Source organism: Nonomuraea wenchangensis (assembly GCF_900111685.1).
Lineage (GTDB): Bacteria > Actinomycetota > Actinomycetes > Streptosporangiales > Streptosporangiaceae > Nonomuraea > Nonomuraea wenchangensis.
On sequence record NZ_FOHX01000003.1, the window covers coordinates 484,362 to 508,033 of the forward strand.

At 72.9% G+C, this 23,672-nt stretch carries 26 protein-coding genes; 14 read left to right on the top strand and 12 right to left on the bottom strand.

Going from position 1 to position 23,672, the window contains the following annotated elements:
• Positions 1 to 5: 5 nt before the first annotated feature.
• On the bottom strand, positions 6 to 1,445 hold the full coding sequence (locus tag BMW85_RS10935; RefSeq protein ID WP_091080068.1) for an amidase: 1,440 nt from the start codon (positions 1,443 to 1,445) through the stop codon (positions 6 to 8).
• An 83-nt stretch (positions 1,446 to 1,528) separates the two neighbouring features.
• On the opposite strand from BMW85_RS10935, the gene BMW85_RS50935 reads away from it, so the two are divergent.
• On the top strand, positions 1,529 to 2,092 hold the full coding sequence (locus BMW85_RS50935) for a pyridoxal-phosphate dependent enzyme (protein WP_245774721.1): 564 nt from the start codon (positions 1,529 to 1,531) through the stop codon (positions 2,090 to 2,092).
• On the top strand, positions 2,002 to 2,502 hold the full coding sequence (locus tag BMW85_RS50940) for a threonine synthase (protein ID WP_425434326.1): 501 nt from the start codon (positions 2,002 to 2,004) through the stop codon (positions 2,500 to 2,502). Before BMW85_RS50935 ends, BMW85_RS50940 begins: the two co-directional genes overlap by 91 nt.
• Here the strand turns inward: BMW85_RS50940 and BMW85_RS10945 are convergent.
• The 3 genes from BMW85_RS10945 to BMW85_RS10955 are packed head-to-tail and all read right to left on the bottom strand — an operon-like array spanning position 2,499 to position 5,880.
• Positions 2,499 to 3,161 carry a hypothetical protein gene (locus BMW85_RS10945; protein WP_177240604.1) on the bottom strand — a complete coding sequence of 221 codons (663 nt, stop codon included), beginning with the start codon at positions 3,159 to 3,161 and terminating at the stop codon, positions 2,499 to 2,501. The two genes, BMW85_RS50940 and BMW85_RS10945, sit on opposite strands and share 4 nt — an antisense overlap.
• Positions 3,158 to 5,560 (bottom strand): ATP-dependent helicase HrpB, encoded by a 2,403-nt coding sequence (gene hrpB / locus BMW85_RS10950; RefSeq protein WP_091080071.1) that lies wholly within the window; start codon positions 5,558 to 5,560, stop codon positions 3,158 to 3,160. The genes BMW85_RS10945 and hrpB overlap by 4 nt, the downstream gene beginning before the upstream one ends.
• Complete coding sequence (locus BMW85_RS10955) at positions 5,557 to 5,880, bottom strand: ArsR/SmtB family transcription factor (protein WP_091080073.1); 324 nt, start codon at positions 5,878 to 5,880, stop codon at positions 5,557 to 5,559. The genes hrpB and BMW85_RS10955 overlap by 4 nt, the downstream gene beginning before the upstream one ends.
• An 80-nt stretch (positions 5,881 to 5,960) precedes the next feature.
• On the opposite strand from BMW85_RS10955, the gene BMW85_RS10960 reads away from it, so the two are divergent.
• Together BMW85_RS10960 and BMW85_RS10965 are read left to right on the top strand one after the other, a co-directional pair.
• A complete protein-coding gene (locus BMW85_RS10960) occupies positions 5,961 to 7,109 on the top strand; it encodes an MFS transporter (protein ID WP_143082216.1) in 1,149 nt (382 codons plus the stop codon).
• A 92-nt stretch (positions 7,110 to 7,201) separates the two neighbouring features.
• Complete coding sequence (locus BMW85_RS10965; protein WP_091080078.1) at positions 7,202 to 7,894, top strand: hypothetical protein; 693 nt, start codon at positions 7,202 to 7,204, stop codon at positions 7,892 to 7,894.
• On the opposite strand, the gene BMW85_RS10970 is transcribed toward BMW85_RS10965, so the two are convergent.
• A complete protein-coding gene (locus tag BMW85_RS10970) occupies positions 7,846 to 8,715 on the bottom strand; it encodes an undecaprenyl-diphosphate phosphatase (protein ID WP_091080080.1) in 870 nt (289 codons plus the stop codon). The two genes, BMW85_RS10965 and BMW85_RS10970, sit on opposite strands and share 49 nt — an antisense overlap.
• Before the next feature lie 41 nt (positions 8,716 to 8,756).
• Positions 8,757 to 9,566 (bottom strand): NAD(P)H-binding protein, encoded by an 810-nt coding sequence (locus BMW85_RS10975; protein WP_091080082.1) that lies wholly within the window; start codon positions 9,564 to 9,566, stop codon positions 8,757 to 8,759.
• A 74-nt stretch (positions 9,567 to 9,640) separates the two neighbouring features.
• Here BMW85_RS10975 and BMW85_RS10980 point away from each other — a divergent pair, with 74 nt between their 5' ends.
• The 3 genes from BMW85_RS10980 to BMW85_RS10990 all read left to right on the top strand — a co-directional run bounded on the left by BMW85_RS10980 (position 9,641) and on the right by BMW85_RS10990 (position 11,332).
• Complete coding sequence (locus BMW85_RS10980; RefSeq protein WP_091080084.1) at positions 9,641 to 10,570, top strand: AraC family transcriptional regulator; 930 nt, start codon at positions 9,641 to 9,643, stop codon at positions 10,568 to 10,570.
• Positions 10,567 to 11,079: an HAD domain-containing protein gene (locus tag BMW85_RS10985; RefSeq protein ID WP_091080086.1), complete on the top strand. Its 513-nt coding sequence runs from the start codon at positions 10,567 to 10,569 to the stop codon at positions 11,077 to 11,079. The genes BMW85_RS10980 and BMW85_RS10985 overlap by 4 nt, the downstream gene beginning before the upstream one ends.
• A gap of 61 nt (positions 11,080 to 11,140) precedes the next feature.
• Complete coding sequence (locus tag BMW85_RS10990) at positions 11,141 to 11,332, top strand: PspC domain-containing protein (RefSeq protein WP_091080088.1); 192 nt, start codon at positions 11,141 to 11,143, stop codon at positions 11,330 to 11,332.
• On the opposite strand, the gene BMW85_RS10995 is transcribed toward BMW85_RS10990, so the two are convergent.
• Entirely contained in the window at positions 11,317 to 12,168 is an 852-nt protein-coding gene (locus BMW85_RS10995) for an alpha/beta fold hydrolase (protein ID WP_091080699.1), read from the bottom strand. The genes BMW85_RS10990 and BMW85_RS10995 overlap by 16 nt on opposite strands.
• Before the next feature lie 64 nt (positions 12,169 to 12,232).
• Between BMW85_RS10995 and lipB the strand changes: the two genes are divergently transcribed.
• Positions 12,233 to 12,871: a lipoyl(octanoyl) transferase LipB gene (lipB, locus tag BMW85_RS11000; RefSeq protein ID WP_091080091.1), complete on the top strand. Its 639-nt coding sequence runs from the start codon at positions 12,233 to 12,235 to the stop codon at positions 12,869 to 12,871.
• Positions 12,872 to 12,913: 42 nt separating this feature from the next.
• Here the strand turns inward: lipB and BMW85_RS11005 are convergent, their stop codons facing one another.
• A complete protein-coding gene (locus BMW85_RS11005; protein WP_091080093.1) occupies positions 12,914 to 14,446 on the bottom strand; it encodes an amino acid permease in 1,533 nt (510 codons plus the stop codon).
• A 156-nt stretch (positions 14,447 to 14,602) separates the two neighbouring features.
• Positions 14,603 to 15,148, bottom strand: a complete 546-nt coding sequence (locus BMW85_RS11010) for a type 1 glutamine amidotransferase domain-containing protein (protein ID WP_091080095.1) — start codon at positions 15,146 to 15,148, stop codon at positions 14,603 to 14,605.
• 118 nt (positions 15,149 to 15,266) lie between these two features.
• Here BMW85_RS11010 and BMW85_RS11015 point away from each other — a divergent pair, with 118 nt between their 5' ends.
• Positions 15,267 to 15,536 carry a heavy-metal-associated domain-containing protein gene (locus BMW85_RS11015; RefSeq protein WP_091080098.1) on the top strand — a complete coding sequence of 90 codons (270 nt, stop codon included), beginning with the start codon at positions 15,267 to 15,269 and terminating at the stop codon, positions 15,534 to 15,536.
• Positions 15,537 to 15,540: 4 nt separating this feature from the next.
• On the opposite strand, the gene BMW85_RS11020 is transcribed toward BMW85_RS11015, so the two are convergent.
• Positions 15,541 to 15,891: a ribosomal maturation YjgA family protein gene (locus tag BMW85_RS11020; RefSeq protein WP_218155725.1), complete on the bottom strand. Its 351-nt coding sequence runs from the start codon at positions 15,889 to 15,891 to the stop codon at positions 15,541 to 15,543.
• A 148-nt stretch (positions 15,892 to 16,039) separates the two neighbouring features.
• On the opposite strand from BMW85_RS11020, the gene BMW85_RS11025 reads away from it, so the two are divergent.
• The 5 genes from BMW85_RS11025 to BMW85_RS11045 are packed head-to-tail and all read left to right on the top strand — an operon-like array spanning position 16,040 to position 21,753.
• The gene (locus BMW85_RS11025) at positions 16,040 to 17,854 is read left to right on the top strand and encodes an ABC transporter substrate-binding protein (RefSeq protein ID WP_177240605.1); all 1,815 of its coding nucleotides are present in this window, start codon (positions 16,040 to 16,042) and stop codon (positions 17,852 to 17,854) included.
• Positions 17,851 to 18,903: an ABC transporter permease gene (locus tag BMW85_RS11030; RefSeq protein ID WP_177240606.1), complete on the top strand. Its 1,053-nt coding sequence runs from the start codon at positions 17,851 to 17,853 to the stop codon at positions 18,901 to 18,903. Before BMW85_RS11025 ends, BMW85_RS11030 begins: the two co-directional genes overlap by 4 nt.
• On the top strand, positions 18,900 to 19,781 hold the full coding sequence (locus BMW85_RS11035) for an ABC transporter permease (protein WP_091080104.1): 882 nt from the start codon (positions 18,900 to 18,902) through the stop codon (positions 19,779 to 19,781). Before BMW85_RS11030 ends, BMW85_RS11035 begins: the two co-directional genes overlap by 4 nt.
• The gene (locus tag BMW85_RS11040) at positions 19,778 to 20,752 is read left to right on the top strand and encodes an ABC transporter ATP-binding protein (protein ID WP_091080107.1); all 975 of its coding nucleotides are present in this window, start codon (positions 19,778 to 19,780) and stop codon (positions 20,750 to 20,752) included. The genes BMW85_RS11035 and BMW85_RS11040 overlap by 4 nt, the downstream gene beginning before the upstream one ends.
• Complete coding sequence (locus tag BMW85_RS11045; protein ID WP_091080109.1) at positions 20,749 to 21,753, top strand: ABC transporter ATP-binding protein; 1,005 nt, start codon at positions 20,749 to 20,751, stop codon at positions 21,751 to 21,753. Before BMW85_RS11040 ends, BMW85_RS11045 begins: the two co-directional genes overlap by 4 nt.
• Here BMW85_RS11045 and BMW85_RS11050 read toward each other — a convergent pair.
• Together BMW85_RS11050 and BMW85_RS11055 are read right to left on the bottom strand one after the other, a co-directional pair.
• The gene (locus BMW85_RS11050; protein WP_091080112.1) at positions 21,750 to 22,397 is read right to left on the bottom strand and encodes a response regulator; all 648 of its coding nucleotides are present in this window, start codon (positions 22,395 to 22,397) and stop codon (positions 21,750 to 21,752) included. The genes BMW85_RS11045 and BMW85_RS11050 overlap by 4 nt on opposite strands.
• The gene (locus tag BMW85_RS11055; protein ID WP_091080115.1) at positions 22,394 to 23,587 is read right to left on the bottom strand and encodes a sensor histidine kinase; all 1,194 of its coding nucleotides are present in this window, start codon (positions 23,585 to 23,587) and stop codon (positions 22,394 to 22,396) included. Before BMW85_RS11055 ends, BMW85_RS11050 begins: the two co-directional genes overlap by 4 nt.
• Between the last annotated feature and the right edge of the window lie 85 nt (positions 23,588 to 23,672).

Genomic DNA, 23,672 nt, shown 5'->3' on the forward strand with positions numbered 1-23,672 from the left:
GGCTTTCAGGCGTAACCGGGCGGGCGCACCAGCGGGTGGGCGGCCTGGAGCTGGGCGGCGAGGCCGAGCAGGTGCGGCTCGCCGCCCGGCGGGGCGACGAGCTGCACGCCGATCGGCAGCCCGCCGCTGTGCGTGGCGACGGGCACGGTGAGCGCGGGCCAGCCGCACATGTTCCAGGGTCCGGCGCCGGGGGCGAAGCGTACGTTCACCAGCAGGTTGCGCAGCAGCCCGCGCTCGCCCCACCGCTCGGCCCGTGGCGGCACGGTCGCCAGCACCGGCATGACCAGCGCGTCGGCGTTGTCGAACCACTGGTCTGCTCCGTAGGCGCGCCAGCGCTCGCGGCCCCGGCTGCCGTCGGCGCGTACGGCGGCGAGTGCCCGGCCGGCGCGGGCCAGCGACCTGGTGCGCCGCTCCAGCCCGTCCCGGTCCAGGCCCTCGGCCGTCAGCGCGGCCTGGCGGAGCCAGGTGGCCACCGTGGCGGGGCCGAGCCAGGTTGGCAGCTTGCGGTCGTGCTCGACCACCGTGTGCCCGGCCACGCGCAGCGTCTCCGCCGCCGCGCGCACCGCCGCCTGGAACTCCTTGTCCACCGGCAGACCGGCCGGCAGCGGCTGCGGGGCGTAGGCCACCCGCAGGTCGAACGGCTCAGGCCCGGGGGGCGGCGGCTGCGGCTGCCACACCTCGGCGTCGTCGGCCCACACCGAGCGCAGCATCGGCGGGCTCGGGTCCGTACGCCGCCCGGTCCGCCACGCCTCGGCCAGCGACGGGTCGGCGGCCAGCACCGACAGCGCGAGCGCCAGGTCCGCGGCGGTCGCGGCGATCGGGCCGTTCTCGGTCAGGCCGTCCCAGTCCTGCGCCGGCGCGGGCACCAGGCCGAGGCCGGGCTTGACGGCCAGCACGCCGCAGGCCGCGCCGGGGATGCGGAGGGAGCCGAGGCCGTCGTTGCCGAGCGCGAGCGGCACCATGCCGGCCGCCACGGCGGCGGCGCCGCCGGAGGACGAGCCGCCCGCGGTGCGCTCGTGGTTCCACGGGTTGCGTACGATGCCGTACGCGCTGTCGCCGACCGCCACCAGCCCCAGCTCCGGCAGGTTGGTCAGCCCGATGACCAGCGCGCCCGCCGCGCGCAGCCGGGCGACGGTCTCGTGGTCACCGGCCGCGGGCGTGTCGGGGCTCGCCGCCGAGCCGTGCCGGGTGGGTTCGCCGGCGACCTCCAGGTTGTCCTTGACGGCCACCGGCACCCCGGCGAGCGGCAGCTCGGCCAGGTCGCGCCGTTTCTGCAGGGCCTGCGCCTCCTCGACGACCTGCTCGCGGACCAGCCGGAACGCTCCGATCCTGGGCTCGCGCTCCGCGATGACGCGCAGATGTTCCTCGACGACGGTGACGGCGGTGACCTCTCCCTGCCGGACGGCCGTCGCGATCTCGATGGCGGACCTGCCTGCCCACAACATGTCTAGAGTGTGCAGGGTTTCACTCTTCGTTGCGAGATGTTGCGCGAGATGGCCCCAGATAGCAACCGATAGGATCCGAACACGTGATCCACGCTTCACTCGCCACCGGCCAGCGCTCCCTCGGCGACCGCGACACCGTCTATCCGTTGTTCCCGCCCCTGACCCGCGGCTGCCCCGCCACCAGCACCGGCGAGCTCGCCTACCCCCTTGAGGTCGGCTACGACTACGACCGCGTCGACCGCCGCCTGTTCGACCAGGAGCCCGGCCCCGACCTCGCGCGCTGGGCGCCGCTGCTGCCGCCGCTCGCCGCGCCTACCTTGGGCGAGGGCGGCACTCCACTGCTGGAGCTGGAGGGCGTCTTCGTCAAGGACGAGTCCCGCAACCCGACCTGGTCGCACAAGGACCGGCTCAACCGGGTCACGGTGAGCGCCGCCGTCGCCGCGGGCGCGCCCGGCGTCGTCGTCGCCTCCTCCGGCAACCACGGGGCCTCGGCCGCCGCCTACGCCCCGAGGGCTACAAGACCATCGCCTACGAGCTGTTCCTGCAGCTCGGCACGGTGCCCGCGGCGGTGTTCGCGCCCACGGGCTACGCCGAGCTGCTGTTCGGGATCTGGAAGGGCTTCACCGAGCTGCGGCTGCTCGGGCTGAGCGAGGCGACGCCGCGCATGTACGCCTGCGAGAGCGCGGCCGGCGGCCCCCACGCGCACGCCCTCGGCACCGGCGCGCCCGCCGCGATCGTCGGGACCGGGCCGAGCGCGGCGTACAGCATCCTGTGCGAGGTCGGCGGCCACCGGGGCGTGCTGGCCGTGCGGGAGAGCGGCGGCGAGGCGGTCAGGGTGAGCGACGACGAGCTGCGTACGGCCCAGCGCGACCTCGCCCGGCACGGGCTGTGGCAGGAGCTGTCGGGGGCGGCGGGGCTGGCCGCGTACCGGAGGCTGGGGCGCGCGTTCGACGGGCCGGTGGTGTGCGTCGCGACCTCCAGCGGGTTCAAGGACTTCGGGGTCGGCGAGCGGACCTTCCCCGTGACCGAGAACCCCACGCTGGAGGATCTGCGCTAGCCCTTCAGCCAGACGCGCAGCGGGCCCGCGGTCTCGAAGCCGTGCCGCAGGGCGGCGGAGGGGTCCTGTTCGTAGCCGACCAGCGGGCGGCCGGGGAAACGGGCGGCGGCCGCCGCGACGACGCCGGCCCAGGCGGTGTCCTCGTCGCAGCCCGTGGCGAACACGTTGGAGACGCCGACGACCCGTTCGCGCGGCGTGAGCACGCAGCCGCAGACCAGCTCGCCCCCGATCCGGCCGGACAGAACGCTCACCTCGGCGAGCAGCGCGGCCGGGAACAGCCCGCTCACCTCGCCGTCGAAGCACGCCCGCTCCCACTCGGGCAGCGTGCCGGGCGTGGCCTCCTCCCACCCGACCGGGGACGGGCCCGCCACCAGCGCGGGGTGGTGGATCCACCGCGCCTCGAACAGCACGTCGAAGCCCGGCAGGTCGAGCGTGGCGAAGCTGTCCTTGACGCTCGCCCCGGGGCCCGCGTCGATGCCGCCGAGCACGTCGGCGGCGGTCGCGGCGGGGGAGAGCGTCACCGCGTCGGGATAGTAGAGCGGCGTCCTGACGGCGCTGGTCCAGGCCCGCTCGGCGAACGCGCCGCCGGAGCCGTGGGCGCGGCACATGGTGTCGCACCACTCGGCGTTGTCGCGGGCGGCCAGCTCGGCGATGGTCATGAGCGGTTCCTGGGGTTCGTACGGCGGGTGGGCGGCGCGGTCAGCGGGTCCTCCGGCCAGGGATGCTTCGGATAACGACCGCGCAGCTCCGCGCGTACGGCACGATAGCCCTCCGCCCAGAACGAGGCGAGATCGGCCGTCACCGCCACCGGGCGGCCCGCCGGGGACAGCAGGTGCACCAGCACCGGTACGCCCGCGATCCGCGGCGTCTCCCGCAGGCCGAACAGCTCCTGCAGCTTCACCGCCAGCACCGGCTGCTCGCCCGAGTAGTCCACGCGTACGTGCGACCCGCTCGGCACCTCGACGCGCTCGGGCGCGGCCACGTCCAGGCGCTCGCTCCACGGGACCAGCCGGCGCAGGGCCTGGGCCACGTCGATCCGTTCCAGGTCGGCGCGGCGGCGGGCGCGCGACAGCTCGGGCTCCAGCCACCGGTCGGCCAGGGTCACGAGGTCGTCCACGGGCGGCCAGGGGTCGCCGAGCGCCCGGTGGCAGAAGGCCAGCCGGTCGCGCAGCTCCTTCGCCTGCCTGGTCCAGGTCAGCACGTCCTCCGTACGCAGGCCGTGCAGGAGCGCGGGGCGGACGTCGGCGCCCTCGATGGGGGTGGCGGACAGCTCGATCGCGCCCAGGCGCTCGACGGTGCGGGCCACGACGTCGCCGCGCCGCCCGCCGGGCGGCACCCGCCACTCGACCTCGTCCTCGTACGTGATCGGATGGGCGAGCCTGGCGATCTCCTCGTCGATGGCCACCGCCTGGCGGACCCGCGCCGAGGCCGCGCCGGTGGGGCGGTCGGCCACCGCGACGGCCAGCCACGGCGCGCTCTGGAGCCGTGAGCCGTCGGGGAGCAGGGCCTGGGTGCCCGAGGCCATCAGGTAGCCGCCGCCGCGCCGGCGCGCCACCCGCTCGGGGAACGCCAGCGCCACGACCAGCCCCGCCACGGCGTCGTCCGAAGCGTCCTCCGATCCGGGGGAGGCGGTGCGGCGGAGGCGGCGGGTCTCCTGGCGCCAGCGGGCGGCGAAGCCGGTGCCGCCGCGCCGCGCCGTACGCCAGACCTCCACGAGGTCGTCACCGGCGTCCCTCGGCAGCTGCTCGGAGAGCAGGGCCACCACCTCGGCGGCGCGCGGCCCGCCGTCGAGCAGCGCGCGGGCCAGCCGCGGGTGGACGCCCGCGAGCGCCATCCGCCGCCCCCGCCCCGTCACCCTGCCGCCGGCGTCCAGCGCGCCGAGTGCGGCGAGCGTGCGGGCGGCGGCCGACATGGCGGCCGGGGGCGGCGGGTCGAGCAGCGCGAGGCCGTTCGCGTCCGGATCACCCCAGCAGGCCGCCTGCAGCGCGAAGCCGGTCAGGTCGGCGAGCGCGATCTCCGGCCGCGGCTGCTCGGCCAGCCGCTCGTGCTCGGCCTCCGTCCAGCAGCGGTAGACCGCTCCGGGGGCCTCGCGGCCCGCCCGGCCGGCGCGCTGCCCGGCCGCCGCCTTCGACACGCGTACGGTGGTCAGCGAGCCGAGCCCGCGCGCGTGGTCGGTGCGCGGCTCCCGCGCCAGCCCCGAGTCCACGACCACCCGCACCCCGGGGACGGTCAGGCTCGACTCGGCCACGGACGTGGCGAGCACCACGCGGCGGGCCGCCCCGGCGGCGAGGACGGCGTCCTGCACGTGGGCGGGCGCCTGCCCGTGCACCTGGAGCACGTCCACGTCCAGCCCCGCGAGCAGCCCGGCCACCCTGGCGATCTCGCCGACGCCCGGCAGGAAGCACAGCACGTCGCCGTCGCGCTCGGCGAGCGCGCGCCGCACCACGGCGGCGACGTGCGCGAGCAGGGCCGGGTCGACACGCAGGCCGTGCGGCGGCGCGACCGGGCGCGGCGGCGGCGCCCAGACGGTCTCGACCGGGTGCGCCACGCCGCTCGCCGCCACCACCGGGCCGCCGAGCAGGCCGGACCAGCGCCCGGCGTCGGCGGTGGCCGAGGCCGCGACGAGCCGCAGGTCGGGCCGGAGCGTGGCGCGTACGTCGAGCAGGAAGGCGAGCGCGGTGTCGGCGTCCAGGTGCCGCTCGTGGCATTCGTCCAGGATGACGGCGTCGATCCCGGCCAGCTCCTGGTCCCGCTGGAGGCGCTGGAGCAGCACGCCGGTGGTGACCACCTCGACCATGGGGTTGGCCCCGGTGTGGCGCTCGCCGCGGATGGTATAGCTGACGCCCATGCGCCGGGCGGCGGCGCGCACCGCGAGCCGGCGCGGCTCGGCCACCAGCACCCGCATCCCGGCCTCGGCCAGGGCGAGCGGGACGACGGTCGTCTTGCCGGTGCCGGGCGGCGCGGTCAGCACGGCCGTCCCCGGCCCGTCGAGAACGCCCAGCAGGTCGGGCAGGACGTCCCGGATGGGCAGGGTGTCCCAGGTCGTGTCCCAGGTCACGGGCGGCCCACGCCCAGCACGGAGTTGAGCACCGAGTCGAGCAGGCCGGGGAAGCGGCGGTCGAGGTCGTCGCGGCGCAGGCTCATGTACTTCAGCCTGCCCACCTGCTTGGTGAGCACCACGCCGGCCTCGCGCAGCATGCGGTAGTGGTGCGAGGCCGTGGACTTGTGGACGCCGAGGTCGTCGCCGGCCACGGTGCAGGTCATCTCGCCGGCCACCGCGAGCCGGGCGACGATCTCCAGCCGGACGGGGTCGGACAGCGCCCGCAGAACCTCGGTGAGCTCGATGTTCTCCGTGGCGGGGTGAGGCAGCAGGCGCATGGCTGGAACCCTACCTCCGTTTTATTGTTTGACAACGATCCAACTATACGTCAGTTTGATGGACGTCCAATTGTTGTGTCGTGGAGGCTTCATTGAGCGCGCGGCTCTACCCCCTGGCCGTCGGGAACTTCGCCCTCGGCACCGGCATGTTCGTCACCGCCGGGTTGCTCCCGCCCATCTCGGCCGACCTCGGCGTCTCGCGCTCGGCCGCGGGGCAGCTCATGACGGTGTTCGCGCTGGCGTACGCGGTGCTCTCGCCCCTGCTGGCCGCCCTGACGGCGCGCATGCCGCGCAGACGGCTGCTGCTGCTCGCCATGGGCGTCTTCGTGGCGGGGAACGTGCTGACGGCGCTCGCGCCGACGTACCCGTTAGTGCTGGCCACGCGGGTGCTCGCGGCGGCGGGCGCGGCCATGTTCACCCCGACCGCGTCCGGCGTGGCCAACGCGCTGAGCACGCCCGAGCGGCGCGGGCGGGCGCTCGCGCTGGTGATGGGCGGGCTGAGCGTGTCCTCGGCGATCGGCGTGCCGCTCGGCACCTGGCTGGGCGGCGAGGCCGGCTGGCGGGCCACGCTCTGGATGGTGACCGGGCTCGGCGTGGTGGGGCTGGCCTGGGTGGCCGCCGTGGTGCCCGAGGTCAGGATGCCCGCGTCCGGGCGGCTGCGCGAGCGCTTCGCGCCGCTGGCCGAACGGCCGGTGCTGGCGGTCCTGGCGACGCAGTTGCTGATGTTCGCGGCGGGGTTCACCGCCTACACCTACATCGGGTCGCTGTTCGACCTGCCGCTGACGGCCGTGCTCTGGGCGTGGGGGCTCGGCGGCGTCGCCGGCAACCAGCTCGGCGGCCGGCTCACCGACCTGTACGGCCCCCGCCGGATGATCATCGTCGGCCTGGCCGCGTCCACCGTCTTCCTGGCCCTCATCCCGGTCGCCAACCTCGCCCTGCCCGTCGCGCTGGTGTGGGCGTTCCTGTGGGGCGCGCTCGGCTGGCTGATCGCCCCGGCGCAGCAGTTCAGGACCGTGGCCGCGGTGCCGGACAACGTGCCGATCGGGCTCGGGCTGCTGTCGTCCGCGCAGTACCTCGGGCTGTTCGTTGCGGGGCTGGCGGGCGGCGCGGCACTCGACTGGTTCGGCCGGACCGGGGTGACGGTGGTCGCCACCGCGTTCGGGCTGACGGCCCTGGTCGTGACGCTGGTCACGTACCGGCCGGCGCGGACGCCGGTGCCGGTGGCCTAGCCTGCCGGGCGATCTTCTCCCTCCCGTAGCGGACGGCGGATCGTCCGGCAGGCGGACGACCGCTCGCGGAAGCGGCGCCTACCGTTCGCGGCATGTTGAAGAACCAGGTGACCTTCCGCCGCGTCACGGCAGGCGTCCTGCTGATCGTGGCCCCGCTGCTCCAGGCCGTCGCCGTCGTCGTCGACCCGGGAACCTGGGGCGACGACCGCGAGGCCGTCAGCTTCGGCGACAACCCCGCGCTCGCGCAGGTCCAGTCCGCCCTCTACCACTGGTCGTGGATGCTCATGGCCGTCGCCGTGCTCGGGCTCGTGCACTTCACCCGGCGCAGGGCCAGCGTGCTCGGGCACGTCAGCGGCGGCCTGACGATCCTCGGCTACCTCGCGCTGTCGGCGCTGCTGATGATCGACCCCGTCGAGTGGTATCTCGGGCAGCGCAACTCCCCCGAGCAGGCGCAGAAGATCCTCGACGAGATGCTGAACCTGCCCGGCGTCATCTTCGGCTTCCAGATGCCGTGGATGTTCTTCGGCATCCTCGGCCTGCCGGTGGTGCTGCTCGCGGTCTGGCGGGCCGGCGCCGTGCACTGGTGGGTGCCGCTGGTCGTCGGCGTCGGCTACGTCGGCTCGTTCGCCGTCGACTACGGCCCGCTCACGGTGCCGCTCTGGGTCGGGCCCGCCGTGGCGCTCGGCTGGGTGGGCGTGAAGGTGCTGCGGATGGGGGACGCGGCCTGGGCCGCCTACTATCCGGCGCCGGTGCCCGCACCCGTGACCGAGGGCGCGCCCGCCTGAGGGTCGAGCCAGCCCATGCTGATCGCGAAGAGGATGAAGAGCCCCAGGAGGATCCGGTAGACCACGAAACCGGTGAACTTGTGCGTGCTGATGTACCGCAGGAACCAGGACACCGCCGCGTAGCCGACGGCGAACGAGATGACGGTGGCGAGGATGGTCGGCCCCCAGTCGGGGGCCGGCCCTTCGCCGATGTCCTTCAGCTCGAACAGCCCCGACGCCAGCACGGCCGGGATGGCCAGCAGGAACGAGTATTTGGCGGCGTCCTCGCGGCGGTAGTCGAGCAGCAGGCCGGCGGTGACGGTGCCGCCCGAGCGGGACACGCCGGGGATGAGCGCGAGCGCCTGGGCGAAGCCGTAGACGACGGCGTGGGTGAAGCTGAGGTGGCGCTCCAGCGTCAGCTTGTTGCGGGCGGTGTGGTCGGCGAACCACAGGATGACCGCGAAGACGATCAGCGTCGTGCTGACCAGCCGCAGGTCGCGGAAGACGGTCTCGATCTGGTCCTTCAGCAGCAGGCCGAGGATGCCGATGGGCAGCGTGCCGGCGATGACGTACCAGCCCATGCGGGCCGCCCAGTGGCCGCGCAGCTCCTTGTCGAACAGGGATCTGGTCCAGGTGGAGATGATCTCCCAGATCTCCTTGCGGAAGTAGATGAGCACCGCGGCCTCGGTGCCGAGCTGGATGACCGCGGTGAACGCCGCGCCGGGATCGGGCCATCCGGCGAAGGCGGACACCACGCGGATGTGGGCGCTGGAGGAGATCGGCAGGAACTCCGTGAGCCCCTGGACCAACCCCAAGATCACCGCTTCCAGCCAGCCGATCACGCGGACATCCTTCCAACACGTGCGAAGTGACGAAGGCGAGGCTAGCGGAACCGGTGGGCGTTGGCGCGGGCGAAGTCGACGAAGTCACGCGCCGGCCGGCCGAGGGCTCGCGGCACGCCGTCGGCGACGCTCGCGTTGCGGCCGTCCAGGATGCCGGTGAACAGGGCAGACAGCCCTTCCGCCTCCTCGCGCGGCACGCCGTGCGCGACGGCGCCGGCCACGTAATCCTCGGGCGTCACCCGGGTGAAGACGACCGGCCGGCCGACAGCCGCCGCCAGCTCCTCGGCCGCCTGGGCGAACGTCAGCAGCCGAGGCCCGGTCAGCTCGTACACCTGGCCCGCGTGGCCGCCGTCCCCGGCGAGCGCGGCCGCGGCCACGTCGGCGATGTCGTCGGCGTCCACGAACGGCTCCGGCACGTCCGCGGCCGGCAGCGCGATGACGCCGGCGCGCACCGGCTCCAGGATGAAGCCCTCGCTGAAGTTCTGCATGAACCAGCTGCAACGCACGATCGTCCACTCCGCGCCGGACTCCTGAACCGTGCGCTCGCTCGCCTGCGCCTCCGGCTCGCCCCGGCCCGACAGCAGCACCAGCCGGCGCACGCCGGAGCGCACGGCCAGCTCGGTGAACGCCTTCACGTCGTCGTACGCGCCGGGAAAGGCCAGGTCGGGATAGTAGGAGACGTACGCCGCCGTCACGCCCTCCAGCGCGGCGGGCCAGGTCGAGCGGTCCTCCCAGGCGAAGGACGGCGTGGCGGAGCGGGAGCCGACGCGCACGCTCAGCCCGCGGGCGGTGAGCCGGTCGGCGACGCGGCGGCCGGTCTTGCCCGTGCCGCCCAGAACCAGAATCGTCATGGATCCAGTAAGCCGCCTGCCCGTAAGACTCTCCATGGTTGAGAAGCGCAAAGGCATATGCGATCGTCTAACTCATGGATCAGCTCGCGGCGTTACTGGACGGCCCGCGGGCCCGTGGCGCGTTCCTGCTGCGCTGCGTCCTCGACCCGCCGTGGTCCATCCTGGTGCAGGACGAGGCCCCGCTGTCGGTGACCGCGCTGGTGCGCGGCGAGGCGTGGGTGCTGCTCGACGGCGCCGAGCCGGTACGCCTCGGTCCGGGCGAGGTGGCGGTCAACCGGGGGCCGGAGCCGTACGTGGTGGCCGACCGGCCCGGCACCGCGCCGCAGATCGTCATCCACCCCGGCCAGCGCTGCACCACGCTGGACGGCAGCACCCTCCACCAGGCCATGGACCTGGGGGTGCGGACATGGGGCAACGCCGCCGACGGCGGGACCGTCATGCTGACCGGCACGTACACGATGGAGGGCGAGGTCAGCAGGCGGCTGCTTGAGGCGCTGCCGCCGCTCGTCGTGCGGCCGGGCGGCCCGATCATCGGCCTGCTCGGCGCGGAGATCGACAAGGACGAGCCGGGCCAGGAGGCCGTGCTGGACCGGCTGCTCGACCTGCTGCTCATCGCCGTGCTGCGGGCGCATTTCGCCGCCCACGAGGCCCCGGCGTGGTACCGCGCCATGGGCGACCCCGTCGTGGGCAAGGCCCTGCGCATGCTGCACCACAACCCCGCCCACCCGTGGACGGTCGCCGCGCTGGCCGCCGAGGTCGGCGTCTCGCGGGCGGCCCTCGCCCGGCGCTTCACCGAGCTGGTGGGGGAGCCGCCGATGGCCTTCCTCACCGGCTGGCGGCTGGCGCTCGCCGCCGACCTGCTGCGCGAGCCCGACGCCACGATCGGGGCGGTGGCGCGCAAGGTCGGCTACGGCAGCCCGTTCGCGCTGAGCGCGGCCTTCAAGCGGGTACGCGGCGTGAGCCCCCAGGAATACCGGCGGCAGCCGGCCGGAGCCGTCGGGTGAGACCGCTGGTGCTGCTCGACGTGGACGGCGTGCTCAACCCGATCGGCCGCCGGCCCCCGGGCTACCGGCGTTACCGCTGCGTCGTTGAGGGCGTGACGTACGTCGTGAGCCTCGACCCCCGGCACGGCCGCCGCCTGCTCGGCCTCGCCGAGGCCACCGGGGCGGAGCTGGTGTGGGCGACGACCTGGGAGGAGCACGCCAACGACTGGATCGCCCCGCGCATCGGCCTGCCCTCGCTGCCCGTCGTCGCGGTGAACGCCGACACCCTGCCGGTGAGCGGGCACGGGGAGATGTTCAAGACCCCGGCGGTGGCGGCGTACGCGGGGCTGCGGCCGTTCGTCTGGTTCGACGATCAGGTGTGGGCCGAGGACGAGGAGTATCTCAGGGTCCATCAGGGTGTCGGCGATTTCCTGCTCGTGCACGTGGACCCGGCACACGGACTGACCAGCGATCATCTGGGCATGGCAAAGGAGTGGCTGACCCTTACAGGGTTTTCTCAGGGTTCCTGACGGGAGTCCTGAGCGCGGCCCCGTCCGTTGGCCCAGTAGGTCGAGAAACGGAAGGAACAACATGTACCGCTCCCGAGAGCACAGAATCCTCGCCGGCGTCTGCGGCGGCATCGCCGACAAGACGGGCATGCCCCCCACGCTGGTCCGGATCCTCTGGCTGCTCCTCTCCCTCATCCCCGGACCGCTCTGGGTCGTCTACGTCGCCATGTGGATCCTCGTCCCCGAGGAGCCCAAGGGCTACCGCACCGTCTGATCCAGCCAGTTCCGCAGCGTCTCGGCGAACCACAGGGGGTCGTCGAGCCACGGGAAGTGGCCGCCCCCGGGCTGCACCACGAGCCCGGCACGGGGGAACAGGCCGGCGACCTCGGCCACGGCCGGAGGCGGGCCGGCCACGTCCACCTCGCCGGCCAGTACGAGCACCGGCGCGTCGAGTGTCTTGAGCGCGGCGCGGGTGGCCGCCGGGTCGAAGGCGCCCTCGGCGCCGAACCCGGCCGCCGCCTCCCGGCTCAGCAGCCGCTCCCCGTCGGCGTGGTGGGCCCGCGCGGGCGCGTCCCAGCGCCCGTAGGTGAAGGGGGCGATCAGCGTGCCGTCGCCGGGCCGGCCCTCGCCGGCCGTGATCCGCTCCAGCGCCGCGTACGCCTCGGCGAACCAGGGCTCGGCGGCGCGCGAGCGGGCGACCTCGCGCCGCGCCTCCCCGGGGATGTCGACGCCGACGGCCCGGGTGCTGGGGGTGATCAGGACGAGGCGGGCGATCCTGGCGGGGTGGCGGGCGGCGTACTGGACGGCGAGGTTCGCGCCCGCGCAGTGGCCGAGGAGGTCGAGGCGGTCCTCGCCGAGATGCGCGCGCAGGGCCTCCACGTCCTCGGCCTGCCGGTCGCACCGGTACGTCCCCGCGTCGGCGGGCGTCGCGGACTCCCCGGTGCCGCGCAGGTCCAGCGTGATCACCCGCCGGTGGGCGGACAGCCCGCCCAGATCGCCCAGGTAAGCCGACGCCTGCGGCCCGCCCGGCAGGCAGACGAGCGGCCGGTCCCCGGAGCCGTGGACGTGGTAGGCGAGCGTGGTGCCGTCATGAGCGGCGAAGGTCGGCATGGCGGGCATTCTGGCAGGAGTCCCTGGCGTCCGCGGCGTTCCGGTGGCGGCATATCCTCGAACCATGAGGGCAAGGCCGTTGACACTCCTCCAGGACGATCTCGTCGACTACGACCCCGCGATGGAGCGCATGACCGACCTCGTCGGGCAGCGCCAGCGGGACGAACGCCCCGACACGCTCTGGCTGCTCAGCCATCCGTCCGTCTTCACCGTCGGCCGCCGCACCCCGGTCGCCCACCTGCCCGACCCCTCGCACGGCATCCCCGTCGCCGAGACCGGCCGCGGCGGGCAGCTCACCTACCACGGCCCCGGGCAGCTCGTCGGCTACCTCATCGTCAAGCTCGCCGAGGACGAGGGCATCGTCGACTACGTACGCGAGGTGGAGCTGCGCCTGGTGGAGGCGCTGGGCAAGCTCGGGCTCCCGGCCGAGCGGCGCGACACCCCGCCCGGCTCCGAGCTGCTGACCGGCGTGTGGACCTCCGAGACAGGCCGCAAGATCATCTCGATCGGCATGCGGCAGAGCCGCGGCGTCACCAGCCACGGCTTCGCGCTCAACGTCGACGGCGACCTCACGCCGTGGAGCTGGGCGGTCGCCTGCGGCATGCCGGACGTCGACATGACCTCGCTCCAGCGCGAGCTGGGCACGGCCACCATGGACGAGGTCCGCAAGGTCGTCGCGGAGGCGTTCGAGGCGTCCGACTGAGGGCCTGCCCGCCCCGGCCGGCAGGCCCCCTTCTGAGTGCGGTCAGACGGTCTCGGTCTCCTCGTCGACGGTCCGGCGCGGGCCGGTGAACCAGTGGCGGGCCGACAGGGTCCACCACAGCGCGATGAGGACGAGCACGACGCCGACCGCGATCGGCGCGTAGTTCACCGACGTCCAGGTGAAGTCGTCGCCGCCCGGCACGCCGGCCGGGCTGAACGGCATGATGAAGTAGATCGAGACGATCACGATCTCGACGCAGGCGATCCAGCACAGCACCTTGTACTTGCGTCCGAGGGTCCACGGTCCCGGCTGGAAGGCGTCGCCCATGCGCAGGCGCAGCCAGATCGGGATGAGGAAGGCCAGATAGAGGCCGATAACCGCGATCGACACGACGGCGTAGAACGCGACCGGGGTCGTCAGCCCGGCGGGGGCGTAGAGGGCGGGCAGGGTGATCAGGGCGGCCACGACGCAGCCGGCGATGATGGCGTTGACGGGCGTGCGGTTGCGGTCCACCTTCGACCACAGCCGCCAGCCGGGCACCGCGCCGTCCCGCGAGAAGGCGTACGTCATCCGCGACATCGAGGTCACGCAGCTCATGCCGCAGAAGAACTGGCCGATGGTGGAGATGGCGAAGACGGCCGTGGCGAGCGGCGAGGACAGCGCGGTCTCGAAGATGGCGCCGACGAACCCGCCCTGCTTGTTGAGCTCGTCCACGTTGGTGGCGGCGAACAGGAACGCGAGCAGCAGGATCCAGCCGCCGATCGCCGAGTAGAAGATCGACTGCCACAGGCCGCGGGCGGCGGTCCTGGCCGCGCCGTGGGTCTCCTCGGAGACGTGGGCGCAGGCGTCGAACCCGGTGATCGTGTACTGCGTGAGCAGGAAGCCGAGCGGCAGCACGTACAGCCAGAAGGGCAGGCCGTCGGAGCCGTCGCCGAAGCCGGAGTTGTTGTTGGTGCCGCCGAAGACGAAGCCGAGCGACTGGTGGTCGGAGGGGGCGAAGACCAGGATCGCGACGACGATCACGGCGCCGGCGACGTGCCACCAGACGCTCACGTTCTGCAGCAGCGAGATGAGCCGGTGGCTGAAGATGTTGATCAGGGCGTGCAGGGCGAGCACGATTACGAACAGCAGGAACGTCTGCGGGAGCGTGCCCTCCCAGGCGCCGCCGGTCAGGCGGGACAGGACGATGTTGAGGAACGTGGCGCAGCCGTAGTCGACCGACGCGGTGACGGCGATGAGCCCGATGAGGTTGAGCCAGCCGGTGAACCAGCCGTGGATCGGCTTGCCCATCTTGGCGGCCCACCAGTAGATGCCGCCCGCCGTCGGGTAGGCCGAGACCAGCTCGGCCATGCAGAACCCGATGATGAGGATGAACAGCGAGATCACCGGCCAGCCCCATGAGATGGCGATGGGGCCGCCGTTGTTCCAGGCCTGTCCGAAGGTCGTGAAGCAGCCGGCGAGGATCGAGATGATGGAGAAGGAGATGGCGAAGTTCGAGAATCCGCTCCAGGTGCGGGCCAGCTCTTGCTTGTAGCCGAGCTCGGCGAGTCGCCTGGAATCCTCGTCAACGGACATGAGGTCTCCCTGGGGGGCGCGGAGGACGCTCTGTATGGTCTACGTCTAGACCATTTCCTGCCGTGGGACAAGGCGTTACAGGCGGGTTTCGATCTCGTCAGGGCCGAACGGCGGCGGCCGGCGACCTCCTGGAGGTCGCCGGCCGCCCGATGCGGGTCACTGGCCGAACGCGTCGGTCGCGGCCTGGCAGAACGCCTTGAGGTCGTCGGGCTTGCGGCTGGTGACGAGGGTGTTCGGGCCCTCGGTGTCCACCACGACCTCCTGGTCGACCCAGGTGGCGCCGGCGTTGCGGAGATCGGTCTGGAGGCTCGGCCACGAGGTCATCGTGCGCCCGCGCACCACGTCCGCCTCGATCAGCGTCCAGGGCGCGTGGCAGATGGCCGCGACCGGCTTGCCGGCGTCGAAGAACGCGTGGACGAACCGTACGGCGCCGGGCTGCGTGCGCAGGAAGTCCGGGTTGGCGACGCCTCCGGGCAGCACGAGGCCGTCGAAGGACCCCGGGTCGGCGTTGTCCACCGTGTCGTCCACGGCGAACTCGTCGGCCTTGTCCAGGTGGTGGAACCCCTGGATCTGCCCGGAGTCGGTGGAGATCAGCTTGGGCGTGCCGCCCGCCTGCTTGACCGCCTTCCACGGTTCGGTGAGCTCCACCTGCTCCACGCCCTCGGGCGCGACGAGAAAGGCGATGGTCTTGCCGTTCATCATGGGAACTCCTCTATGAGTGTGGCGTTTTCTCCCCTCTATCCGGCCGTGTCGGATGTATGCGTCTTTACCCTAGGGGGGTATAGTGCCCGGGGAACGTCACTGTGAGGAGGGAGTCGACATGACCGTCACGACATACCAGGTCGAGGGCATGACCTGCGGCCACTGCGTGAGCTCGGTGACCGAGGAGGTCGGCAAGGTGGCCGGGGTGAGCGGGGTCGAGGTGGACCTGGCGTCCGGGGCCGTGACCGTGACTAGCGCCGCGCCGCTCGACGCGGACGCGGTGGAGGCCGCCGTCAACGAGGCGGGCTACGAGTTGGCCGGCCGGATCGAGCTGCTGCCGCAGGCGGGCGGTGGCGGGTGCTGCGGCGGCTCCTGCGGCTGCGGCTGACCGCTCAGCGCGCCAGGCGGGCGCGGGTGACGGTGTGGATGACCCATGCCACGCCCGCGCCGACCGCGTACCAGAGCAGGTCGGGCGGGTTGAAGGTGCTGCCCAGCAGTGGCCGCAGCGCGGCAGGGATCTCCCCGAGCTGGGCGAACTCGATCGCCCAGCTCAGCCCGGCCGACACCAGCGCCGCGGCCCACGGCCGCACCCGCGGGGCCACGAGCAGCACGAACGTGTAGATCAACACGGTGTAGAGCGCGTCACCGGCGTACTTCGGCACCGGCCCGTCCCAGAGCAGGCGCACGCCGAGACCCGCGGCGACGGTCAGGACGGCGGCGAGGGCGGTGAGCGGGCGGGGCACCGCATTCACGGTAGTGCCGTGAAGACTGAAAATTTACACCGCTAAAGGATACGAAGATGAAACAATTTTCCGTGTCTCGTTGACACGCGGTCTCCGTATGGTGTGCCTTTCCATACACAGGAAAACCCCGCCTGAAGGTGAGGCACTCATGAGGAAATGGCTCGCGCGCTTCGTAGCGCTGGGCGTGGCGGTATTAGTAGCAGGTCAGGGCACCACAGCGGCCCTTGCGCAGGAACCGGCGGCGGGGAAGAAGATCTTCAGGGTCGGCGCGACGCAGTCGATGGACTCGATGAACCCGTTCCTCGCGGTCCGCCTGGTCTCGACCTCCATCCACCGCTGGATGTACGGCTTCCTGACGGTGCCCGACCCCAAGACCCTGGCGCCCAGCCCCGACCTGGCCGAGTCGTGGACGACGTCGGAGGACGGGCTCACCTGGACGTTCAAGATCCGCCAGGCGAAGTGGTCCGACGGCCAGCCGATCACGGCTGACGACGCCGCCTGGACGTTCAACAAGATGATGACCGACGAGGCCGCCAAGACGGCGAACGGCCCCGCGGTGGAGAACTTCGAGACCGTCACGGCCAACGGCCAGGACCTCGTCATCAAGCTGAAGGCGCCGCAGGCGTCCATGCTGGAGAACCCGGTGCCGATCATGCCCAAGCACGCTTGGGAGTCGGTCACCGACATGGCCAACTACGACTCCGAGAAGTACCCCTCGGTGAGCAGCGGGCCGTACATCGCGGTCGAGCACAAGAAGGACCAGTACGTCAAGCTCCAGGCCAACCCCAACTACTGGCGGGGCAAGCCCAAGATCGACGAGCTCCAGGTCATCTTCTACGACAACCCGCAGGCCGCCATCGCGGGCCTGAAGAAGGGTGACATCGACCTGCTCGGCCGGATGTCCCCGCAGGAGTTCGAGGCCATCCAGAACGACCCGAACATCGAGGCCTGGAACACCCAGGGCCGGCGCGCGGCCTACCTGCAGGTCAACCACGGCGCCACCACGACCGACGACAAGGCCGTCGGCGACGGCCACCCGGCGCTGAAGGACGTCAAGGTCCGCCAGGCCGTGCACTACGCCATCGACAAGCAGAAGCTGGTCGACGAGGTCCAGAACGGCCTGGCCAAGCCCGCCGACGGCTCGATCGTGCCGCCGATGTACAAGGACTGGTTCTGGGAGGCCACCGGCGAGGAGAAGGTCACCTACGACCCCGCCAAGGCCAACCAGATCCTCGACGACGCGGGCTACAAGAAGGGCTCCGACGGCGTCCGTACGATGCCCGACGGCAAGCGCAAGCTGGAGTTCCGCTTCACCATCCACACCGACACGCCGGTCGAGGACAAGCTCGCCGAATACCTGACCGCCTTCCTCAAGGAGGTCGGCATCACGGTCACCACGGTCAAGCTGGACTCCAGCAAGTTCACCGAGGAGACCGGCACCACCGGCAACTTCGACATCGCGATCAGCGGCTGGTCCGTCAACCCCGACCCGGAGGAGGTCCTGGCCACGCACCTGTGCAGCCGGCGGCCCGCTCCGAACGGCGAGGGCGGCGGCACCGAGTCGTTCTTCTGCGACGACACCTTCGAGAAGCTCTACCAGGACCAGCTCAAGGAGCTGGACCGGCCCAAGCGCGTCGAGCTGATCAAGCAGATGCAGGAGCGGCTCTACACCCAGGCGCCGATCATCGCCATCTACTACACCAACGACCTTGAGGGCTACCGCAAGGACCGGGTCACCAGCATCACCCCGATCCCCGAGGACAAGGGCCTGCTCTACGGCGGCAGCGGCTACTGGCCGTTCTACACCGTGGACGTCAAGGCCGCGGCCGCGGCCGGCGCGAGCGGCGAGAGCGGCTCGAACACCGGGCTCATCGCCGGGATCGTCGGCGTCGTGGTGGTCCTCGGCCTCGGTGCCTTCTTCCTGACCAGGCGGCGCAAGAGCACCGCAGACGAGCGCGAATGACCACACCGCTCGAGTCAACGGAGCCCGCCGTCCAGGCGGCGGGCTCCGCGGACGACAGCCCCGCCCGCCGTGGCACGCTGCGTTACGCGGCGTCCAAGGCAGGCGGGGCGCTGTTCAGCATCGCCATGGTGATCGTCGGGACGTTCTTCCTCTTCCGCATGCTTCCCGGTGATCCCGTACGCAACCTGGCGCAGGGCCGCAACATGACCCCTGCGCAGCTCGACCTGGAACGTCGCCGGCTGGGCCTGGACAAGCCGCTGATCGACCAGTTCTTCGACTTCGTCGGCAAGACCCTCCGGCTCGACCTCGGCACCTCCTACGAGTACAAGCGGCCCGTGCTCGACCTCATCGGCGAGCGCATCGGCCCGACGCTGCTGCTCGCCGGCACCGGGCTGGTCATCGCGGTCAGCCTCGGCATCTGGCAGGGCACCCGCGCCGGCTGGCGGCACGGCACCCGCTTCGACCGCTTCTCCACCGGCGTGTCGCTGGTGCTCTGGTCGGTGCCGACCTTCTGGCTCGGACTGCTGCTCATGATGGTGCTCGGCGTCGGCATCGGGCCGATCCCCGGGCTGTTCCCGTTCCGGGGCATCGAGAGCGTGGACGCGCCCGACGGGTTCGCGTACGTGCTGGACGTCGCCTCGCACATGGTGCTGCCCTGCCTGACGCTGGTCGCCGTCGTCTACGCCCAGTACCTGCTCGTCATGCGCTCGTCGCTGCTGGAGGAGGTCGGGCAGGACTACGTCACCGTGGCGCGGGCCAAGGGGCTGCGCGACGACGACGTACGGCGGCGGCACGCCGTGCCCAACGCGCTGCTGCCGACCGTGACGCTGGTGTTCATGCGGATCGGGTTCGTCGTGGGCGGCGCGGTCACCGTCGAGACCATCTTCACCTGGCCCGGCCTCGGGCAGCTGTTCTACGAGGCGGTGCGGGTGCCTGACTTCACGCTCATGCAGGGCACGTTCCTGCTGATCACGGTCGCCGTGATCCTCATGAACACCCTGGCCGACGTGGTCTACCACATCCTCGACCCGAGAGTGAGGTCGGCATGACGAGCCTCGCCGCGACGCGGCGCCGCCTCGCGCTGAGCCGCTTCTGGGCCGACTTCCGCACCCATCGGGCCGGGCTCGCCGGCGCGGTGATCCTGCTGGTCGCCGTGCTGCTCGCGCTCGTCGCCCCGCTGTTCATCAGCGAGAACGTGACCAGCGTCGTGGAGGGCACCGGCCAGAAGTTCGCGCCGCCCAGCCTCGCCGAGCCGTTCGGCACCGACGAGTCGGGCCGCTCGATCCTGCTCATGGTGTGGTGGGGCTCGCGCACGTCGCTGCTCATCGGCTTCCTCGCCGCGCTGCTCAGCGTGGTCATCGGCCTGGTCGTCGGCGTCGCCGCCGGGCACTTCCGCGGCTGGCTCGGCGGCGCGCTCATGCGGGTCACCGACTGGTTCCTGGTGCTGCCGTCGCTGGTGACGGCGCTGGTGCTGGCGGCGATCCTGGGCGGCAGCACGCTGACGATCGTCACCGCGATCGCGATCACGACCTGGCCCTCGACCGCCCGGCTGATCCGCGCCCAGACGCTCGCCGTCGAGGCCCGCCCCTACATCGAGCGCTCCAAGGCGCTCGGCGCGGGGCACTGGCACATCACCACCCGGCACGTGCTGCCCAACGTGGCCCCGCTGCTGCTGGCCAGCACCACGCTGGAGGTGGCCAGCGCGATCGTGACCGAGTCCACGCTCGCCTTCCTCGGCGCCAGCGCCAACAAGACGTCCTGGGGCACGATGCTGCGCGCCTCCTACGACTTCGGCGCCGCCACCAACGCGGCCTGGTGGTACATCCTCATCCCCGGCCTCGCCATCCTCATCGTCGTCATGGCGTTCACCCTCATGGGGCGGGCGCTGGAGGCCGTGCTCAACCCCCAGCTCAGGAGGAAGGCGTGAGTCTCCTCGAACTCGATGACGTGTCGGTGACGTACCGGATCGCCGCCGGCGAGGTGCCCGCGGTGCGCGGCGTGTCACTGACCCTCGACTCCGGGGCGGCGCTCGGGGTCGCCGGCGAGTCGGGATCCGGCAAGTCGACGCTGGCCATGGCGCTGCTCAGGCTCCTGCCCGGGGACGCGCGCGTCGACGGCCGGATCCTCCTCGGCGGCGAGGACATCGCCGCCATGAAGTGGGGACGCCTGCGGGCCGTGCGCTGGGCGGAGGCGTCGATCGTCTTCCAGGGCGCGCAGCACGGGCTCAACCCCGTACGCAGGATCGGCGACCAGATCGCCGAGCCGCTGCTCGTCCACGGCCTGGCCAAGCCCGAGGGCGCCCGCAAGCGGGTGACCGAGCTGCTCGAACAGGTCGGCCTGCCGGCCTGGCGGGCGCGCAGCTACCCGCACGAGCTGTCGGGCGGGCAGCGGCAGCGCGTCATGATCGCGATGGCGCTGGCCTGCTCGCCGCGGCTGATCATCGCCGACGAGCCGACCACCGCGCTCGACGTGATGGTCCAGGCGCAGGTCCTGACGCTGATCAAGGAGCTGGTCGCCGAGCACGGCATCTCGCTGATCATGATCTCGCACGACCTGTCGGTGCTCGCCGACGTCTGCGACCAGCTCGCGGTCATGTACGCCGGCCGCGTCGTCGAGCACGGCCCGTCCGCGCAGGTCTTCCACGACCCGCGGCACCCGTACGCCAAGGCGCTGGCGGCGGCGTTCCCGACCGTGGGCGACCCGGCCTCGCGCATGGCGCCCAAGGGGCTCGGCGGCGACCCGCCCGACCCCATGCAGCTCCCGACCGGCTGCGCCTTCCACCCGCGCTGCCCGGTGGCGCTGCCGGAGTGCGCGAGCACCGACGTGGAGCTGTGGCCGGCCGGTCCCGGCCGCGTCGCGGCCTGCGTGCACGTACGGGCGAAGGAGGATGCCTCATGACCGAGACGCAGACCCCCGCCGAGGCGGTCGAGACCTCGCGGCCCACCCTGCTGGAGGCCCGCGACCTGCGCGTGGAGTTCAGCTCGCGGGGCCGCAGGGCGCGCGCCGTGGACGGCGTCAACCTGGCCATCGGCAAGGGCGAGATCGTCGCGCTGGTCGGCGAGTCGGGCTGCGGCAAGACCACGCTCGCCCGCACCCTGCTCGGCCTCGAACGCCCCACCGCCGGCGAGGTCCGCTTCGACGGGGCCGCGCTCGACTACCGGGCGCGGGCGCTCAAGGCGTACCGGCGGCAGGTCCAGCTCGTCCTTCAGGACCCGATGGGCTCGCTCAACCCCCGCCACACCGTGTACGAGGCCGTCGCCGAGGGCCCCCGCATCCACGGCCTGGCCGACGAGCGGGAGGTCGTGTCCACGGCCCTGTCGCACGCCGGGCTCCGGCCGCCGGACCGGTTCTTCCTGCGCCATCCGCACGAGCTGTCCGGCGGGCAGCGGCAGCGCGTGGTGATCGCGGGCGCGCTGGCCCTCGACCCGAAGGTGCTGATCGCCGACGAGCCGGTGGCCTCCCTGGACGCCTCCGTACGCGGTGAGATCCTGGCGCTGCTGCTCCGGCTGCGCGCCGAGCTGGGGCTGTCGGCGCTGGTCGTCACGCACGACCTCGGGCTGGCGTGGAACATCGCCGACCGGGTCGCCGTGATGTACCTCGGCAGGATCGTCGAGTCGGGGCCGGTCGAGCAGGTGCTGACCGCGCCGCGGCATCCGTACACGCAGGCGCTGCTGTCGGTGCTGCCGGAGTCGCCGGAACGGGTGGTGCTGACCGGCGAGCCGCCGGACCCGACCCGGATCCCCGGCGGGTGCCGCTTCCACGCCCGCTGCCAGGTGCTCGCCTCGGGGCGGGCGGCCGAGGCCGGGGTGGACGGCAGGTGCCGCTCCGAGCCGCCGGCCGTCCTGCCCGCCGACGCCGTGGCGCGGGCGGCCTGCCACTACGCGGAAGTGACCGGTTAGCCGAGCTCCGCGTCGTGGACCAGGATGGCCGCCTGGACCCGGTTGGCCAGGCCCAGCTTGGCCAGCACCCGGCTGACGTGCGCCTTGACCGTGGCCTCGGTCAGCCGCAGCTCGCGGCCGATCTCGGCGTTGGACAGGCCGCGGGCCAGGGCCCTGATCACGTCCTCCTCGCGATCGGTCAGCGCGGCGAGGCGGCGGCGGGCGGACTCGGCCCTGGACGGGGCGCGGCCGGCGTAGGAGGCGAGCAGGCGCCTGGTGACCGACGGGGCGAGCATGGCCTGGCCGGCCGCGACCGTGCGGACGGCCGCGGCCAGCTCCCTCGGCGGGGTGTCCTTGAGCAGGAAGCCGACCGCGCCGAGGCGCAGCGCCTCGTGGACGTACTCGTCGAGGTCGAACGTGGTCAGCATGACCACCTTGGGCGGGCTGGGGGCGGCGAGGAGCCTGGCGGCGGCGGTCAGTCCGTCGGTGCCGGGCATGCGCACGTCCATGAGCACGACCTCGGGGCGCAGCCGCGCCGCCGCCGAGACCGCCTCGGCGCCGTCGCGGGCCTCGGCGATCACGGCGATGTCGCCGGCCGCCTCCAGGATCAGCCGGAGCCCGGAGCGCACCAGCTCCTCGTCGTCGGCGACCAGGACCCGGATCACGCGGGGATCCTCGCCGCGACCAGGAAACCGCCGTCGTCCTGCGCGCTGGTGCGCAGGGTGCCGCCGAGCAGCTCGACCCGCTCGCGCAGGCCGACCAGCCCCCAGCCCGCGCCGGGCAGCCCGGCGGGCGGCGCTCCGGGGGCGCGGTTGCGCACCTCCACCTCCAGCGCCTCCGGCCGGTAGCGGACCCGCACGTCGGTGCGGGCGTCGGCGGCGTGCCGGTGCACGTTGGTGAGCGCCTCCTGCACCACCCGGTACGCGGTCCGCGCCACCGCCGGCTCCACCTCCCGCGCCTCGCCCTCGTCGTGCCTGACGACCTCGACGCCGAGCGCGCGCGACTGGTCGAGCAGCCGGTCGAGGTCGGCGAACGTGGGCGGCGGCGCGACCTCCTCCGCCCGCGGCCGGCCGGTGGCCCGGTCGGTGGCCCGATCGGTGGCCCGGTCGGTGGCCCGGTCGGTGGCCCAATCGGTGGCCCGGTCGGTGGCCCAATCGGTGGCGCGGTCGGTGGCGCGGAGCACGCCGAGCACGTCGCGCAGGTTCGCCAGCGCCTCGCGGCCGATGCCGCCGATGAGCGCGGCGGTCCGCGCGGCCTCCTCGTCGCCCGTACGCACCTCCAGCGCCCCGGCGTGCAGCACGATCAGCGAGACCCGGTGGGCGACCACGTCGTGCATCTCCCTGGCGATGCGGGCCCGTTCCTGGGCCCTCACCTGCTCGGCCCGCATGATCTGCTCGCGTTCGGCGCGCCGGCGCAGCTCGCGGCGGGCCCGCGTCCACAGGCCCAGCGCGAACGGCAGCCCGACCACGGCCAGCGCCATGAACAGCGCGTTGCCGGGGGTGGCCGCCAGGACCTCCCGCACGCCGTCGTGCCAGGCCCCCACCAGCGCGGACGCCCCGAACACGGCCGCGCAGCCGCCCAGGTAGGCCGCGACGTCCCGGCCCCTGACCAGGTCGCGGCCCGCGTGGTAGGAGGCGGCCAGCAGCGGCGGCCACAGCAGGAGCAAGGCGTGGCCGACGGCGGCCACGGCGGCGAGGGGCCACCAGGACCGCCGGGTCCACCACGCGGCCAGCCCGGCCGCCGCGGCGACCGCGAGCTCCGCCGGCAGCGGGAGCCCGGAAGGCGCCCCCGCCTGCCCCTGGAGGACGAACAGGGAGAGCCCGAACATGGCCGCGCCGAGCAGGACGAACCGCATGCCACCAGCGTAGGGGCCCGGCCGGAAGAGGCTTTACGACGAAAGTAGGGGGCGGCGATCGACGATCGGGGCGCACGCCCCGGCG

Excerpts from the sequence above, each read along its gene's own strand:
- BMW85_RS10935 (WP_091080068.1), bottom strand. The coding sequence starts at position 1,445 with ATGTTGTGGGCAGGCAGGTCCGCCATCGAGATCGCGACGGCCGTCCGG.
- BMW85_RS10945 (WP_177240604.1), bottom strand. The coding sequence starts at position 3,161 with ATGACCATCGCCGAGCTGGCCGCCCGCGACAACGCCGAGTGGTGCGAC.
- BMW85_RS10955 (WP_091080073.1), bottom strand. The coding sequence starts at position 5,880 with ATGCGCCTGCTGCCTCACCCCGCCACGGAGAACATCGAGCTCACCGAG.
- BMW85_RS10965 (WP_091080078.1), top strand. The coding sequence starts at position 7,202 with ATGTTGAAGAACCAGGTGACCTTCCGCCGCGTCACGGCAGGCGTCCTG.
- BMW85_RS10975 (WP_091080082.1), bottom strand. The coding sequence starts at position 9,566 with ATGACGATTCTGGTTCTGGGCGGCACGGGCAAGACCGGCCGCCGCGTC.
- BMW85_RS10980 (WP_091080084.1), top strand. The coding sequence starts at position 9,641 with ATGGATCAGCTCGCGGCGTTACTGGACGGCCCGCGGGCCCGTGGCGCG.
- BMW85_RS10990 (WP_091080088.1), top strand. The coding sequence starts at position 11,141 with ATGTACCGCTCCCGAGAGCACAGAATCCTCGCCGGCGTCTGCGGCGGC.
- BMW85_RS10995 (WP_091080699.1), bottom strand. The coding sequence starts at position 12,168 with ATGCCGACCTTCGCCGCTCATGACGGCACCACGCTCGCCTACCACGTC.
- lipB (WP_091080091.1), top strand. The coding sequence starts at position 12,233 with ATGAGGGCAAGGCCGTTGACACTCCTCCAGGACGATCTCGTCGACTAC.
- BMW85_RS11005 (WP_091080093.1), bottom strand. The coding sequence starts at position 14,446 with ATGTCCGTTGACGAGGATTCCAGGCGACTCGCCGAGCTCGGCTACAAG.
- BMW85_RS11010 (WP_091080095.1), bottom strand. The coding sequence starts at position 15,148 with ATGATGAACGGCAAGACCATCGCCTTTCTCGTCGCGCCCGAGGGCGTG.
- BMW85_RS11015 (WP_091080098.1), top strand. The coding sequence starts at position 15,267 with ATGACCGTCACGACATACCAGGTCGAGGGCATGACCTGCGGCCACTGC.
- BMW85_RS11025 (WP_177240605.1), top strand. The coding sequence starts at position 16,040 with ATGAGGAAATGGCTCGCGCGCTTCGTAGCGCTGGGCGTGGCGGTATTA.
- BMW85_RS11030 (WP_177240606.1), top strand. The coding sequence starts at position 17,851 with ATGACCACACCGCTCGAGTCAACGGAGCCCGCCGTCCAGGCGGCGGGC.
- BMW85_RS11035 (WP_091080104.1), top strand. The coding sequence starts at position 18,900 with ATGACGAGCCTCGCCGCGACGCGGCGCCGCCTCGCGCTGAGCCGCTTC.
- BMW85_RS11045 (WP_091080109.1), top strand. The coding sequence starts at position 20,749 with ATGACCGAGACGCAGACCCCCGCCGAGGCGGTCGAGACCTCGCGGCCC.
- BMW85_RS11055 (WP_091080115.1), bottom strand. The coding sequence starts at position 23,587 with ATGCGGTTCGTCCTGCTCGGCGCGGCCATGTTCGGGCTCTCCCTGTTC.